General features: G+C 53.6%; 13 protein-coding genes. 8 read left to right on the forward strand and 5 right to left on the reverse strand.

The window, feature by feature from the left end:
• Positions 1-28: 28 nt before the first annotated feature.
• The 3 genes from ercA to J4377_RS16585 are packed head-to-tail and all read left to right on the forward strand — an operon-like array spanning position 29 to position 5107.
• A complete protein-coding gene (ercA, locus tag J4377_RS16575) occupies positions 29-1192 on the forward strand; it encodes an alcohol dehydrogenase-like regulatory protein ErcA (RefSeq protein ID WP_038478891.1) in 1164 nt (387 codons plus the stop codon).
• Entirely contained in the window at positions 1189-2886 is a 1698-nt protein-coding gene (locus J4377_RS16580) for a NahK/ErcS family hybrid sensor histidine kinase/response regulator (RefSeq protein WP_120386210.1), read from the forward strand. Before ercA ends, J4377_RS16580 begins: the two co-directional genes overlap by 4 nt.
• Positions 2879-5107 (forward strand): insulinase family protein, encoded by a 2229-nt coding sequence (locus J4377_RS16585; RefSeq protein ID WP_253486192.1) that lies wholly within the window; start codon positions 2879-2881, stop codon positions 5105-5107. The genes J4377_RS16580 and J4377_RS16585 overlap by 8 nt, the downstream gene beginning before the upstream one ends.
• Here the strand turns inward: J4377_RS16585 and J4377_RS16590 are convergent.
• Positions 5097-5768, reverse strand: a complete 672-nt coding sequence (locus J4377_RS16590; RefSeq protein WP_009723006.1) for a response regulator transcription factor — start codon at positions 5766-5768, stop codon at positions 5097-5099. The two genes, J4377_RS16585 and J4377_RS16590, sit on opposite strands and share 11 nt — an antisense overlap.
• A gap of 153 nt (positions 5769-5921) precedes the next feature.
• Positions 5922-6860: a LysR family transcriptional regulator gene (locus J4377_RS16595; protein ID WP_253486193.1), complete on the reverse strand. Its 939-nt coding sequence runs from the start codon at positions 6858-6860 to the stop codon at positions 5922-5924.
• A 158-nt stretch (positions 6861-7018) separates the two neighbouring features.
• Between J4377_RS16595 and speB the strand changes: the two genes are divergently transcribed.
• Positions 7019-7912: an agmatinase gene (gene speB / locus J4377_RS16600; RefSeq protein WP_198349502.1), complete on the forward strand. Its 894-nt coding sequence runs from the start codon at positions 7019-7021 to the stop codon at positions 7910-7912.
• 107 nt (positions 7913-8019) lie between these two features.
• Here the strand turns inward: speB and J4377_RS16605 are convergent, their stop codons facing one another.
• The 3 genes from J4377_RS16605 to J4377_RS16615 form a co-directional block, all read right to left on the reverse strand.
• Positions 8020-8526 carry a hypothetical protein gene (locus tag J4377_RS16605; RefSeq protein WP_198349328.1) on the reverse strand — a complete coding sequence of 169 codons (507 nt, stop codon included), beginning with the start codon at positions 8524-8526 and terminating at the stop codon, positions 8020-8022.
• Between the two features lie 197 nt (positions 8527-8723).
• Entirely contained in the window at positions 8724-9371 is a 648-nt protein-coding gene (locus tag J4377_RS16610; protein WP_038478911.1) for a hypothetical protein, read from the reverse strand.
• Positions 9372-9732: 361 nt separating this feature from the next.
• A complete protein-coding gene (locus J4377_RS16615) occupies positions 9733-11007 on the reverse strand; it encodes an O-acetylhomoserine aminocarboxypropyltransferase/cysteine synthase family protein (RefSeq protein ID WP_038478914.1) in 1275 nt (424 codons plus the stop codon).
• Between the two features lie 248 nt (positions 11008-11255).
• Between J4377_RS16615 and J4377_RS16620 the strand changes: the two genes are divergently transcribed.
• From J4377_RS16620 to J4377_RS16635, 4 genes are all read left to right on the forward strand, one after another.
• Complete coding sequence (locus J4377_RS16620) at positions 11256-12017, forward strand: M48 family metalloprotease (RefSeq protein WP_038478917.1); 762 nt, start codon at positions 11256-11258, stop codon at positions 12015-12017.
• Positions 12018-12406: 389 nt separating this feature from the next.
• On the forward strand, positions 12407-12583 hold the full coding sequence (locus J4377_RS16625; RefSeq protein ID WP_167541169.1) for a hypothetical protein: 177 nt from the start codon (positions 12407-12409) through the stop codon (positions 12581-12583).
• A gap of 270 nt (positions 12584-12853) precedes the next feature.
• Positions 12854-13648: an IclR family transcriptional regulator C-terminal domain-containing protein gene (locus J4377_RS16630; protein WP_038478921.1), complete on the forward strand. Its 795-nt coding sequence runs from the start codon at positions 12854-12856 to the stop codon at positions 13646-13648.
• Between the two features lie 333 nt (positions 13649-13981).
• A complete protein-coding gene (locus J4377_RS16635) occupies positions 13982-14785 on the forward strand; it encodes an SDR family NAD(P)-dependent oxidoreductase (RefSeq protein WP_038478924.1) in 804 nt (267 codons plus the stop codon).
• The last annotated feature ends 44 nt before the right edge of the window (positions 14786-14829 follow it).

Genomic DNA, 14829 nt, shown 5'->3' on the forward strand with positions numbered 1-14829 from the left:
TGGTTAACAACGATAAACGAGACCGCCCATGACTTCGCCGCTCACACAACTTCGCAAGTTTGTCGCTCCTGAAATTATTTTTGGCGACGGAGCACGCCACGCGGCAGGCAACTACGTCACTACGTTCGGGGCAGAAAAAGTGCTCCTGGTCTCCGACCCTGGCGTGCTGCTGGCGGGTTGGGTCGCCGATATTGAAGCCAAGCTGCTGGAAGCCAATATTGCCGTTGAGCGCTTTACCGCCGTATCACCCAACCCACGGGTCGATGAAATTATGGCCGGTGCCGAGCTCTACCGTGAAACCGGCTGCAAGGCAATTGTGGCAGTGGGCGGCGGCAGCCCCATGGACTGTGCCAAAGGGATCGGCATCGTCACCGCCCACGGCGGACATATTCTTGATTTCGAAGGTGTGGATACGATTCGCGTGCCCATTCCGCCGCTAATTTTCATTCCCTCAACAGCGGGCACATCGGCGGACATTTCCCAGTTTGCGATTATTTCCGACCAGCAGCGACGCATGAAATTTTCGATTATCAGCAAGGCGGTGGTTCCTGACGTATCGCTGATCGACCCAGAAGTCACTATGACCATGTCGCCCTATCTCACCGCGTGTACCGGGGTCGATGCGCTGGTACATGCCATCGAAGCGTTTGTTTCAACGGGGAGCGGCCCGCTTACTGATGCCCATGCCTTAGAAGCCATGCGCTTAATCAGTAGCCATCTTGAGGCACTGGTGGCGAACCCAGCCGACGGCGAGCTGCGTGCCCAGGTAATGCTGGGCAGTATGCAAGCGGGACTGGCGTTTTCAAACGCCATTTTGGGCGCGGTACACGCAATGTCGCATAGTTTAGGCGGCTTCCTGGATTTACCCCACGGCTTATGCAACGCCATGCTGCTAGAGCACGTGGTGGCTTATAACTACGAAGCCGCCCCTGACCGCTTTAAGCGGGTTGCCGACGCCGTGGGTATCGACTGTCGGGGGTTGTCACAGCAGCAGATCAAAAAAGCGCTGTTTCAGTACTTAGTCGACTTAAAACATGCCGTTGGCCTAGGCGGAACCCTTGGCGTGATGGGCGTCTCGCGTAGCGATGTGCCATTTCTCACTAACCATGCATTAGGTGATCCCTGCATTCTGACTAACCCACGCCGTTCCAGCTCAAGAGACGTGGCGGTGGTTTACGAAGAGGCGCTATGAAAAAAGCCAACGATCCCTCGGGCTTTTCAGTCAGCGACCTGCTCGGGCTTGGCCAGCAGTCGGCGCGTAAAAGCTACTATCGCGAGCTTTCCGTCCGTTTAGAAGAGCTTGAGGTGGAGCGCAACCGCTATAAATGGCTGTTCGAAAACGCGCTACACGGTATTTTTCAGGCATCGCTATCCGGCAAACTGCGCGCCGCTAACCCGGCGCTTGCCGCTATGCTCGATGATAGTAGCGTGGCGCACACACTCGAGCGCTGCGCGCGTTTTGACGCGCTGTTTGTTAACACATCTACAGGGCAACAGCTCCGCGACCTGCTGCTCACACAAGGTCACGTAACCGGCCAAACCACCTGGCTGCAAGGCGCATCCGGACATCAGGTACCCGTGGCAATTACCCTAATACGTAAGCCCGCTGAGCTTGCCGGGGACGAAGACCTGATCGAAGGCTTTGTGGCAGATATTACCGAGCGTGAGCGCGCACGCCAGCATTTAGAAACCCTCAACACCCACTTGGAAGCACGGGTAGCTGACCGTACCCAAGCGCTTGAACGGCTCAATGAGGAGCTTAGAAGCGCTCGCGATGCCGCAGAGCTTGCTAACCAAAGTAAAGACCGCTACCTAGCCGCCGCTAGCCATGACCTGCTACAACCCATGAACGCTGCACGCTTATTGGTGGCCTCGCTACAGGAGCGACTGACCGACAGCGAGAACCTGGCTTTGATTGAGAGTGTGCAAAACTCATTGGAAGGCGCTGAAGCGATTCTTTCCGATCTGTTGGATATTTCACGGCTGGATCACGGCCAGGTACAGCCACAACTACGCCACTTTAAACTCGACGATATCCTCAGCAATCTGGTTGATGAATTTTCCCCGGTGGCGCAACGTAAAGGACTAACGCTGCGCTACGTGCCTTCTCATCAAGCGGTGACCAGCGACCCTTATCTACTCAGCCGCATTGTGCGCAACTTTCTTGCTAACGCCTGCCGCTATACCCAGCGTGGCGGTATCTGCCTGGGTGTCCGCCGTCATGGCGACGACAGCCTAGCCGTGCAGGTTGTCGATAGCGGTATTGGTATTCCCGAAAGTGACTACCAACTTATTTTTCGCGAGTTTCACCAACTTAACGCTACCCGTGCGCGGGACCGCCAGGGCGTTGGCCTGGGGCTTGCCATTGTGGAACGGATTAGCCAGCGCCTTGAGCATCCGCTCACTGTGCGCTCTGCACCCGGCCAAGGCTCCTGTTTTGCTGTTACGGTGCCGCGTGCCAGCGGTATTTCCTTTAGCCAAGCCCCCGCTCCCAGCGCGCCGCCCTCCGCTGACGATGAGTTTGAAGGTCTTCGCGTGCTGATCCTGGATAATGAGCCAACAATTTTGCAAGGCATGGCGCTGCTGTTAACTGAATGGCAGATCAGTTGCGATACTGCCCTGGATATCGATACCGCTAAAGCCTGCCAGGAAGCACCGGATATGCTACTGGTCGACCTGCACTTAGATGACAATATGACTGGCCTGGAGGCTATTCGCCAACTTCGCCAGCACTGGCACGACCCGCATCTGCCAGCCGCTATTCTCAGCGCCGACCGCTCTGACCACTGGCAGCGCCGCCTGCGTCATGCCAGCGTGCCGCAGTTAAACAAACCCGTTCGCCCCGGCAAACTGCGCGCGTTGCTGCGTAGCCTGCTCAATGGCTAGCCTAAGTTTCCAACAAACCTGTATCTCCCTGCATAACGGGGCGCAGGGAGTGCTGGCCCAGGCGCCCCACTTAACCCGCGCTCACGTTAGTATCGCCATTGCGGCGGGCTATTTGGATGAGCCGCGCACCCTGCCAGGGCTGGCTCATCTGCTCGAGCACGTGCTCACTACCGCGCCGTTGGAAGCGTTTTCTAACATCAGCCTGCTTACTTGGTTTTCCCAACACCAAGGCAGCCTGAACGCCCATACCGATGACTACGTCACCGATGTACATTTCTCGATACCAGCAGAGACCCTAGAAGCAGCGGCGCTCACTGTTGCCAGCCAGCTCGCCAGGCCTGCGTTTTCGCCATCCGTCATTTGTGCCGAAGTCGCCGCCATCGACGCCGAGTGGCAGGCCCGCCAGCACAGTTCGGCAATGCAACGGCTGTCGGCCATCGCCACGCTCAGCGATTCACAGCATATTGGTGCAGACTGCCGTCACGGCAATGCGCAAACCCTAGGCAGCGACACGGCACTATTACTTGAAGCGCTCACCGCATTTCACCGCGACCACTACCACGACGGCCGCGTTAGCATCGCCATTATTAGCCCTTGGGCCACGGAAACGATGACCCGCCTGGTAAAACGCATGGCAACGCTGTTTAGCCCACCCACACCCTGCGCTCCTTCGCTTGCCATTGCGCCCCGTTGGAGCCGCCAGCTCAGCGCGAAGGTAGCCAGTACGGGCAATACCGTTGAGCTACTGTGGCCGCTGCCCTCGGCCATTGCTCGTCATCAACTTACCGCCCTTAGCGACACTGCTGATCGGTTAAATCAAGGCCTACTAATGGAGCAGTTACCTGGCTTGATTACCGACTACCGTGCAACGCTGGCCCCTAACGGGGCGACAGACGCCTTTAGCTTGACGCTAAGCGGCACTGCGACACAGGAGCAGGTGAAAGCCCTTGCGGCGGCCCTAAGTGAGCGCTTAGCAGCCTTCTTCGCAACCCTGTCCGGAACAGCACCTAACGATCATGGTAACCGCTGGCAGCCACCCGCTGAGACGGTGCAGTTAGCCCCGGCTTGGTTTGCACACGCCCGCCGCCAAGCGCTAGCTCGTCGCTTTGCTACGCCGCCCTCTGAACATCAGCCAGCCGCAAGCCTGTTTGCGGCTAGTAATGCCCGTTGGCTATTAGATAACGCGTCTCCATCACCCTCATCACCCGCTTTTGATGCTTTTGATAGGCAACCGGCGGCTTACCCCACCGTGCAGCGCTGGTGCGGTCAGTACGGTGTTAGCGATGATTTCGCGGCACTTGCCACTACCGCCTGGGCGGCCTGCTTTGTGCCCGGCGCAGTGGTTGCACCCAGCCCGCTCACCGCTCAGCGGCTCGCTCGCCAGGCTATTGTCTTCAAGCAGGAGAACTCGCCCCACGGCAGTTGGGTGATAGCGATGGGTAGTCAAGCCAACCACGCCATGGTGGCGCTGTTGGAAGACGCCGTATTGGCTGTCTCTAAGGCTCAAGAAGGGCTGCTGGCTCAGCAGTTGATACAGCGCCTAACACCATTGCCTGCCACGCCTGCGGTATGGGTTTCCCATCAAGCGGAGTTAGACACTATTTCGCAGGCACTAGCCGCCCTGACCTGTCGCTCACTGACAACTACTGCTGGAAACACACCCAGAGCCGCTCCGTCAGCCGCCGATACACAACCAGCGAACGTTGCAATCATGCGCACGCTGATCTTACCGGGCTCGCCCGCTCAACGCTGGCTATTGGCGGCCGCTGAAAAGTATCACAGCGCAACGTTTTTTCAGCAGGCACGATATGAACATCGCCTGGGGTATGTGGCGGCGGTTCGCAGGGGCGACGGCGCGCCTTGCTCGCTTGGCTATGTGGTGCAAACTAGCAACGGGGTGCAAAGCAGCGCAGGCACTGTCTCGGCAGGGGAAAAACGGATAGAAGAAAAGCTAATATCGATCACCAATTCCATCTGGCAGACGCCTGATAAAATCCTGCAGGCGCAACTGCCAGCGCTAACACTGCCTGAAACACCTTTCGCGGCGCTGGTTCTCCAGTGGCAAAGCCTCTTGGCAGGTACCCATCAACCACTGCATCGCCTTGGGCAACAACCTATCGATTCACCAGCACTTACCCAGTTACTCTCCCAGATAAGCACCCTGGGCCACTGGCAAACCCACTGGCTGGATAGCGCTGGTCACTATTTTGTCAGCGATTGAGGAACTGGGAAAAATCGATATCGTTGGCGGATAAAATCGCCTGTACTCGGCTGGTCACCCCCAGCTTGCGCAAGATCGCTGACACGTGGGCTTTCACCGTGGTTTCCGCAATATTAAGGTGATAGGCAATCATCTTGTTAGATTCACCGCGCGTCATATGCTCCAACACTTGTAGCTGCTTGCGGGTCAGCAGGCGCAGTTGTTCCGCGGTAAAGCCTTGGTCCTGATGGCGACGCTTGCGGATACTGTCCGGTGCGCGCATGGCATCGGCAGGTAGAAAGATATTGCCTTCCAACACCTGGGCAATGGCGTGGCGCATTTGATCACGGGGCAGTGACTTGGTGATAAACCCAGCCGCACCACAAGAGACTGCCTGCAGAATAATCTGCTTATCCTCTTCCGCAGACACGATCACCACCGGAATCGTAGGCTGCTCATTACGCAGCTGCAAAAGTCCTGTTAACCCGTTCATGCCGGGCATATTTAAATCTAGCAATATCAAATCAAGATCAGGATCTTGCTGGGCATGGGCGAGGGCCGCATCAAAGTCTTCTACCTCGATAACCTCAGCATCTGCGTAAGCTTCACGGATCACTCGCGCCATGGCATCGCGCACCAGGGGATGATCGTCGGCAATCAGGAGTTTATATGTCGCTGTCATTATTATGGTTGCCTGTGGTTTAGCTAAATCCCGCTTACTGTGTCTTTTATAACACTCTACTAAGTCATCTCTACTAAGTCACCACTACGGGGTCACCACTACGGAGTCATCCGCCTTTAGTGAAGCAACTTCCCACCACCAAGCGGAGCCCGGCTACTGCTCAGCGGCTTTCTGCTTAAAGGTGTTAGCGAACTCGATCAGCGATTGCGTCAACCAAATGAGGGCGGGGTCGTTGGCATACAGCCCATGCTGAATCAGCGTCATATTAAGTGCAGGTAACTCTTTAGGTGGCGCGACGATTCGCACCGGCAGCATGGTGATAAATCGTTCGGCCATTTGGCGTGGCAACGTCATGATCGCATCAGTGAGCGCAACGACCCGCGCTGCCGCAATATAATTTAAGTTCTTTGAAATCACTCGGCGGTTTAAGCCGTGCTGCACTAAACAATTATCGATGTTACTGGGTCTTAAACCGCTGATATCAGACAGTGCCACATGGGACTCACAGGCAAACTGCTGAATATTCAGTGCATCACCTACGCGGTCATTGTCAGTCGCAGCCAAGCAAACCAACTCCTCATCCATCCAAAGATGCTGTATGACACCACTGGGCAGCACACTTTGGCTATCCAGCCCGACCACCATATCCACTTGGCGCTGTTCCAGCCCTTCACTCAGTACGTTGGGGGTGATCAGCTCAATGGAAAAGCTGATATCCGGCGCGTAAGCCAGCAATTGGCTAAGAAACGCCGGATACATCACCTCTTCAAAATAATCCGTGGTGGCCAGGGTGAAATGCCGCTCGCTGGTGGAGGGTAAGAAGTTGATCGGCGGGGCGAGGCCTTCCTGCAACATGGCCAGTGCCTGCTGCACGACTGGCAACAGCGCCAGCGCACGAGGCGTTGGCTGTAGACCATTGTTGGTACGTATTAATAATGGGTCATCCAACGCGTCCCGCAGCCGTTTTAAGGCATGACTAAGGGCGGGCTGGCTTAAATGTAGCTTTTCCGCTGCTCGTGTCACGTGACGCTCACGCATTAGCGCTTCAAATACCAGCAGAAGATTCAAATCAAAATGACGAAGCGAACGCATAGCGCCTCACTATTTATCCAACGAATGGTTTCATTCTAAACATTCATTTCATTCATCGCTAAAAATTCCTTATCGTCGCGCTACTTCAAGCCCTATCCCCCTGTTTTATTTCTACTGCACGCCATAGGAGTACACGCTCGGTGACCCCATCTCAGATCATGCCAAGCCTGTTTGGTGATGTTATCTCTACCTTTATGGGCGTGCCGAAGGCCACGGATCCTAAAACGACCGATGCTGAGGTCGTGGTGAGCGGTGTGCCCTTTGATCTAGCGTGTTCAGGACGATCAGGCACCCGCATGGGGCCAAACGCCATTCGTCAAAGCACTGCTAACCTGATCTGGGAAGGCAAACGCTGGCCTTGGGACTTCGCCCTGGAAGAGCGGCTGCGGGTATGTGACGCGGGCAATCTGGACTACGCCTACGGTGAGCCGGAAAGCCTAGTCGATAACCTTGAGACCCACGCATTGCGGTGGCTAAAAGCCGATAAAAAAATGCTGACACTGGGCGGCGACCACTATATCAGCCTGCCCCTGCTACGCGCTCATGCTCGGGTGCATGGCCCACTGGCATTGATCCATTTTGATGCCCACACCGACACCTACGAGCAAGGCACGCGTTTTGACCATGGCACTATTTTCCACCATGCCTTAAAAGAGGGCTTGGTAGTGCCGGAGCACTCGCTGCAAATTGGTATTCGCACCAGCTATGATCGCCATAACCACCCTTATGAAGTGCTGGATGCAGACTGGGTAAATGATCACGGCCCTGCCGCCGTACTGGAACGCATCCGTGCACGTGTTGGCCATCATCCAGCTTATATCAGCCTGGATATTGATGGCTTAGATCCAGCCTACGCGCCAGGCACCGGGACACCAGTATGTGGCGGCATGTCTACCGACCTGATGCTAAAAGTGATCCGCGGCATGGTGGGCATGGAGCTGATAGGTATGGATGTTGTTGAGGTCAACCCCGCTTACGACCATGGCGATATCACGTCACTCGCCGCAGCCACGTTGGGGCTAGAGTTTCTATATACGCTGGCTGCAGGTTAAGCATGTAAGTCTCGCTTCGCGTTACCGCCTCTTCGCTCTCAGCGTTGAGGCGGAACAAGATTGAGAAGTCGCTGAGAAGTTATTGAGAAGTAGACGGCTACTGCTAATCAGTACTCTTCACGCACCAACGTCGCATCAAAAGACACGTCAATATCCATGGTATTGCTGTGATCATAGTCGTCTGACATAGACGCCAAATAGGCAAGCGACGTTACAACGCGGCCTTTTACTCGGCCAGTGTCACCATCGATATCCAGCAGCTCTATATCAATGGGCACATCTTGCTCTGTGCCGTAATGAGGCAACATTCCGTTTTCAGGAAAGTAGCTCACTGAGGCATCACCTGTGTCGCCGTTCATCACTATAAAGCTAATGCTAAGCGTGCCCTGGGTTTCGAATTTCGCTTCTCGATGCCCCTGAATAGTGACATCCATCATGCCCGGCATTAACTCACTAAAGTTAGCCGTAGAACCTTCCGAGTGAGTAACGACATGCCACTCCTTAGACTCTCCATCTAGCGTGCCGCTGATCTCATCGGCAACGGCGTGCCCGCCCACCCACATAAGCCCACCCAGTAACAGTGCACCGCTCACGTATCGTTGTGGATTTATCATTTATTTTTCTCCTGTTTCATCACCTATCTAATCCGTCGTCACTGATTTTCTCGTTGCTTATTACGCTGCTGAAACGGGGTGAGTTCGCTTTAGTGCACAGCTAACGTATAGCTTTTTTATTAATAAAATTCAGCAGCTTACTTATCTCGTCTCGGCCAGAGCTGTTGATTACGTGGAGTAACATGCACGAGGCGACGTTAACGAGCACTTTGCTCACGTACAGCAGCAAGATCCCAGTCACGCATTAAGTCGACGGCGACATCTTGGGATTCCAGGTTTTCACCCTTCACCTGCATCATAATTCGACCATCGAGTAATAGCGTCACTTCTGCACGGGAGCGTTCAGGCTCCCACTTCACCACTGCCGCTTCACGCCCCAAACGAACACGCTCCATATTAGGCTGCGCGGCGATCATTGCCGGATTGTTAAACATTGCCCCCATGCTTTGTATCAGAGGACTATCAAGCATCATGCTAGCGGTCATCTGACCATCGCCGTCATCTTGTTGATAAGCGCGCTCAAGCGACGTACCACCAACGCCAAACATGGCGGCAGCTCCCCCTCCTGCGCCGCCTGAGGTCGCTTCATGTGCCGTCCAACCCTCCGGTGCGTCAGGGAAGGTTTGGGCAATCAGGCCTGACATCATCTTGCGCATATCTTCAATAGCAAATTCCAACTCGGTAATTGCCGCGCCGTACTCTTGCTCTTGATAGAGTTCAAGACCTAGTTCGATCTGTTCAACAACCTCATCCGCTAATACGCTTTGTGCGGCAGGAAAAAGTAGTACGCTAGCCACTACCGCCGCCTTTAGACGATGAGTCGACAAGATGTGATTCAACTCCATGACAGTTTCCTCTTTGATAGGTCTTGTTAGTTATTGTGATCCCACTCTATGGGAAAGCGCCTGCATCGCTGCTATCGCTTATGGAATTAGCTTTATGGTGCTAGCTTTAGTTTTGATAGCATTAGCAATACCGTCAAATTTAAAGTGATATCTAACGTTGAGACATGCCTAACATCAGCCCCTACCCGTTTGTTTGAACCGGATCGAAGCCTCTAACGTCATGCACTTAGCCGAAGGGGCGCGCAAAAAAAGTAGCGATTAAAAGCTGCGTTACTCAACGTAATAACGCTAGGCGATCAAGTAGTTAACTATTTATCACCTAGCGTTAGAAAACGCGGACAGCATCCGAATTAGAGGCGCGTTACTCTTGAGAAGCCGCTAGCGCTTGATCAATATCTGCTAGCAGGTCGTCGATATGCTCAATGCCAATCGACAAGCGCACCATATCCGGTGTAACACCTGCGGCCTTTAACTCCTGCTCATTTAACTGGCGGTGGGTAGTAGATGCTGGAATCGAAGAGCAGCTCTTGGCATCGCCGATATTAACCAAACGCAAAATCAGCGACAGGGCATCGTAGAAGCGCTCACCTGCGGCCTGGCCGCCCTCAATGCCAAAGCTAAGAATTCCCGAGGCATGGCCATTCATATAATGCTTGGCCAGCGCATGGTCAGGGTGATTTTCCAAACCTGCATAGTGCACCCAAGTGACCAACGGATGGTTTTCCAAATGCTTGGCAACGGCTAACGCATTGGCACAAATGCGTTCAATACGCAGTGACAGCGTTTCCAGCCCCTGAAGCAGGTTCCAGGCCGCTTGAGCCGAAAGCGCTGCGCCCATGTTGCGTAGCGGTACCACGCGAGCACGGGCAATAAAGGCGGCGTCGCCCACATCGCGGGTATAGCTAACGCCGTGATAGGAGATGTCTGGCTCGTTAAGCAGCGGGAAACGGCTGGCATTTTCCGCCCAAGGGAACTTGCCTGAATCAACAATCACACCGCCTACCGTGGTGCCATGGCCACCGATATATTTCGTGGCTGAATGAACGACAATATCCGCTCCGTGCTCAATGGGCCGACACAAGAACGGCGTTGCAGTGGTGTTATCAACAATCACCGGTACCCCATGGCGATGTGCCGCGTCAGCTAGCTTTTGCAGGTCCACCACGCCACCGGATGGATTACCGATGCTCTCGCAAAACACCGCTTTGGTACGCTCATCAATTAACGCTTCGATGCCGTCGATATCATCTTTATCGGCAAACCTGACTTGAATACCTTGGCGTGGCAAGGTGTGGGCAAACAAGTTGTAAGTGCCGCCATACAGCTCGCTAATCGAAACGATATTATCGCCTGCTTCAGCGATGGTTTGGATCGCATAAGTAATCGCAGCCATCCCAGACGCCACCGCCAATCCTGCAATGCCGCCTTCTAGCGCAGCCACCCGCTGCTCCAGCACCGAGCAGGTTGGGTTCATAATACGCGAGTAAATATTCCCTTCCACTTTCAGATCAAACAGATCCGCCGCGTGCTGGGCGCTATCAAATGAAAACGACGTGGTCTGGTGGATCGGCACGGCAACTGCGTTTTGTGAATCAGGCGCATAGCCATGGTGGAGGGCAATGGTTTCAGGCTTCATAAGAACGGCTCGCTAGTTGATGAAGGATCACCCTTGATCCTAAACAAGCGCCACTCTGAAGGCCAACGTCGTTTAGTCGAGAGTTAATAAACCTGATGTGCTACATGTTGCACTTGTTCATGAAGATAGCCCTCAATCCGCTGTTTGAAGTATAGAGCCACATAGCGGCATACAGTATAGTTAGCGCGCTTTTATAAGCGCCATGTTGAATTCACAACGTCTATTATTTATCGACAAAGGAACTGGCGATGCAAACAACGCCCTTAGTACGCTCTACATTCTGCACCTTAGGTTTAGCTGCCGTACTCACTCTCAGCGGCTGTCAATCAGGTGCAGACATGGGCGGTATGCTCTCCGCTGGCACCGGCCTAGTAGGCGCTGTCACCATGAGTGACGAACAGATGCAACAACTAGGTGATCAAACGATTGCCCAGCTTGATGCCGAAAACCAGCTTGTCGCCAGTGACAGTCAATATGCCGAGCGGCTGGCAAGCCTGACCCAGGGTTGGGAAAATATCGACGGAAACGATCTTGAGTTCAATGTCTATCAGTTGGATGACATCAACGCTTTTGCGGTACCCAACGGCTCTATCCGGCTGCATACCGGCCTAATGGACGCAATGACAGACGATGAAGTACGTTACGTTATCGCTCATGAGATTGGCCACGTGGCGCTGGGACACTCCAAGCGTGCTTTCCAAGTTGCTTACGCAGCATCGGCTGCACGTGAAGCCGCCGCTGCCAGCGGAAGTGCTACTGCTGCGGCACTGTCCAGCTCTGAACTTGGTGAGCTGGGCGAAAAGCTGGTGAATGCTCAGTTTTCCCAACGCCAGGAAAATGAAGCTGATGACTACGCTGTTGAGTTGATGCAGCAGTACAACCTGAATGCAGAAGCCTCTTTGACTGCGCTACGCAAATTGGAAGCAGCATACGGCAACAACAGCAGCTTCTTCTCCAGCCACCCCGCTCCGGGTGAACGAGCCGAGCGCCTTGAAGCTACGCTAAACTAAGCGCAGCGTACTGCTCCACCACGTATTACTTCACCGTTCACTACTTCATTGCCTTGCCAAGTAAGCGCCTCTCGGTCTTGCTTGGCAAACGCATTGCCCTGTTCGCAACCATTTGCCCCTACCACCCGCTACCTAACGCAAAGCTGTCGTTTGACCTCACGGGAGTCGCGTGACGTTTCACTCGTCACACCTCGTTTTTATGCGTTAGTGACCAATCCTAGTCCCCGACGCCGCCCCTCAACAACCATTCTAAATAATAGAATGGTTCGAGTACTTTTAATCAATTTAATAATTATGTTAGCCTGCTTACAATATCTCTCGTCGTCCATATAGCGATGAACAGTCATCGCAAATGTAGAGACGTTTTATTTAACGTGAGGTTAAAAGTTATGAAGTTAATCAATACAGTAGCAGCAGCCGCCCTAATTTTATTCTCAGGTGTAGCACTTGCCGAGCGCGGCTCTGGTGAAGCCAATCAGATCGCCTACCCTGATTCATCAGCACAACACCAAACCGACGCGAGCACGTTCAGTGCTTCTGAGTTACCGATTAGAAATTCGAAGTAATCAGCAACCTTCCTAAGTCAGGAATTTGCTAATGGGTGGGCCTTTTGGTCCACCCTTTTTCATAGATGGAAAGAGCGGTATATGAGCGCTGATGCCCCCTCCATAGACGAAAATACTCGCTAGCGATCTCTTAAGACTTGCCTCTAGGCCTTTATGAAGCTTCCACAAGTCAACTCCGATTTACCGCTGAGCAACGCCTCTTGTTGTTCGCCATTCGAACAAAATGTTATTTTCTCGCCTCGTACCTACATTGACGCAGCCGAGACACTCATGAGTAATGCCCTACCAGAAGATGCTTTAAAACCGACGGATCGTGATTTTGTTGCCGCGCTGGCCAGCGGGCTGGAAGTCGTGATGGCGTTTGATGAGACGCACACGCGGATGACACTCAGCGAAGTCGCCGAGCGTACAGGAATGAACCGCGCGAAAGCACGGCGATTTTTACTGACGCTCCACGCCCTTGGCTATGTGCGCAAACAGCAACGCTACTTCGAGCTAACCCCCAAAGTGCTGCAGCTAGGCTACTCCTATTTAGCGTCTAATAATTACCGAGGCGTCATTCAGCAGTATCTGGAGGATATTACCCGCCAGTGTGGTGAATCTTCATCGCTTGGGGTACTCGATGGCGACGACGTTATCTATCTGGCCCGCTCAGCTGCCCCGCACCGCTTGATGGCGATCACGCTTTCCGTCGGCACTCGCCTACCGGCGGCATACACATCCATGGGTCGAGTGCTACTTGCCCAACTGCCGGATAGCGAGTTGGATAGCTACCTAAGTCAGCTCACCTTGACGCGCTATACCGACAAAACCATTACCGATAGCGCATCACTAAAAGCGGCGATTCAGCAAGCGCGGGAACAGGGTTATGCGATTACCGATCAAGAGCTTGATTCCGGCCTGCGCTCGATTGCTGTACCCGTGTTTGATACCCATGGAAAACTGATCGGCGCGATGAATATCAGTACCAATGCCGCCCGTGTGGATATGCCTACGCTGTTGGAAACGTATCGACCGTTATTATTGGAAAAAGCACAGCTCATTCGCCAGTCGGTAAGTGTGTAACCCCTTTAAATTATTGAGTTTGTTCAAGCTATGCTCAAACGACGAGTCCTCTACTCCTACGGGAGTCTGGGCGGACTTGTCTATTGGCTACCGCCTAATAGCGCTTGCGTTCCTGTAGAAACGTCCAATCTGGTCATATTAGCGACAGGCCAACCTGTCATTGCCCGTATGACCTGCCGAGAATATGCCAACACAAGGAAACAAAATCTGTCATTCGAAATGACGAGTAAACGACGGATGCCCTTGTTGATGCAGACTCCCTACGCCTAACAACAAAGACTATTTACTGTGGTGGCGTGGAGTGGCCCACAACAAAACTTACAAGGTAACCTCATGGACAACACTCGACTCAAAGGTAAAAACTGCCTCATTACAGGCGCAGCTCGCGGCATGGGCGCTGCCGTAGCCGAACACTATGCTGCCCAAGGGGCAAAGGTTTGCGTAGCAGATATCAATATTGAAGGGTGCGAAGAAGTCGCAGCACGTATCAAAGCAAACGGCGGCGATGCTATTGCAGTCAAACTTAACGTTACCGACCGTGCTGAAGTACAGGCCGCCGTAAAAGCCACCGTTGCTGCCTTTGGCAGCCTGAATGTCATGGTCAACAACGCGGGCATCAACAAGCCATTGATGTTCCTTGATATCACTGAGGAAAACTGGCATCAGATAATGGATGTTAACGCGCTGGGCTGCTTACTTGGCATGCAGGAAGCCGCCAAGCAGATGATTGACCAGGGCAAAGAAAACGGTCCTTATAAAATCATTAACGTTGGCTCAATTCTGTCTCGCCAAGCCTTTGACGACGTTGTGCCCTACTCATGCAGCAAACATGCTGTGCTGGCCATGATTAACGGCGGTGCCAAGGCACTGGTCGACCACAATATTACGGTCAATGGTTATGGCCCTGGCGTCGTGCGCACTGAACTGTGGGAGCAGCTTGATAAAGACTTGGTCAGTATCGGAAAATTCGATAAGCAGGGCCAGTCGATGGACGAGCTTGCTGAGAAAATGATCCTAATGAAGCGCTACTCCTACCCGGAAGATGTGGTCGGCACCGCCTCTTTCCTGGCCAGCGCTGAATCTGATTACATGACCGGTCAGTTGCTGATGATTGATGGTGGCATGATCATGCAGTAAGTCAGTCTCCGCCCCATGCCTGCGATTCAGACATGGGGCTAGTT

The organism is Halomonas sp. XH26 (genome assembly GCF_024138895.1).
GTDB lineage: Bacteria > Pseudomonadota > Gammaproteobacteria > Pseudomonadales > Halomonadaceae > Vreelandella > Vreelandella alkaliphila.

Excerpts from the sequence above, each read along its gene's own strand:
- ercA (WP_038478891.1), top strand. The coding sequence starts at position 29 with ATGACTTCGCCGCTCACACAACTTCGCAAGTTTGTCGCTCCTGAAATT.
- J4377_RS16615 (WP_038478914.1), bottom strand. The coding sequence starts at position 11,007 with ATGAAGCCTGAAACCATTGCCCTCCACCATGGCTATGCGCCTGATTCA.
- J4377_RS16625 (WP_167541169.1), top strand. The coding sequence starts at position 12,407 with ATGAAGTTAATCAATACAGTAGCAGCAGCCGCCCTAATTTTATTCTCA.
- J4377_RS16635 (WP_038478924.1), top strand. The coding sequence starts at position 13,982 with ATGGACAACACTCGACTCAAAGGTAAAAACTGCCTCATTACAGGCGCA.
- J4377_RS16610 (WP_038478911.1), bottom strand. The coding sequence starts at position 9,371 with ATGGAGTTGAATCACATCTTGTCGACTCATCGTCTAAAGGCGGCGGTA.
- J4377_RS16590 (WP_009723006.1), bottom strand. The coding sequence starts at position 5,768 with ATGACAGCGACATATAAACTCCTGATTGCCGACGATCATCCCCTGGTG.
- J4377_RS16605 (WP_198349328.1), bottom strand. The coding sequence starts at position 8,526 with ATGATAAATCCACAACGATACGTGAGCGGTGCACTGTTACTGGGTGGG.
- J4377_RS16585 (WP_253486192.1), top strand. The coding sequence starts at position 2,879 with ATGGCTAGCCTAAGTTTCCAACAAACCTGTATCTCCCTGCATAACGGG.
- J4377_RS16630 (WP_038478921.1), top strand. The coding sequence starts at position 12,854 with ATGAGTAATGCCCTACCAGAAGATGCTTTAAAACCGACGGATCGTGAT.
- speB (WP_198349502.1), top strand. The coding sequence starts at position 7,019 with ATGCCAAGCCTGTTTGGTGATGTTATCTCTACCTTTATGGGCGTGCCG.
- J4377_RS16620 (WP_038478917.1), top strand. The coding sequence starts at position 11,256 with ATGCAAACAACGCCCTTAGTACGCTCTACATTCTGCACCTTAGGTTTA.
- J4377_RS16580 (WP_120386210.1), top strand. The coding sequence starts at position 1,189 with ATGAAAAAAGCCAACGATCCCTCGGGCTTTTCAGTCAGCGACCTGCTC.
- J4377_RS16595 (WP_253486193.1), bottom strand. The coding sequence starts at position 6,860 with ATGCGTTCGCTTCGTCATTTTGATTTGAATCTTCTGCTGGTATTTGAA.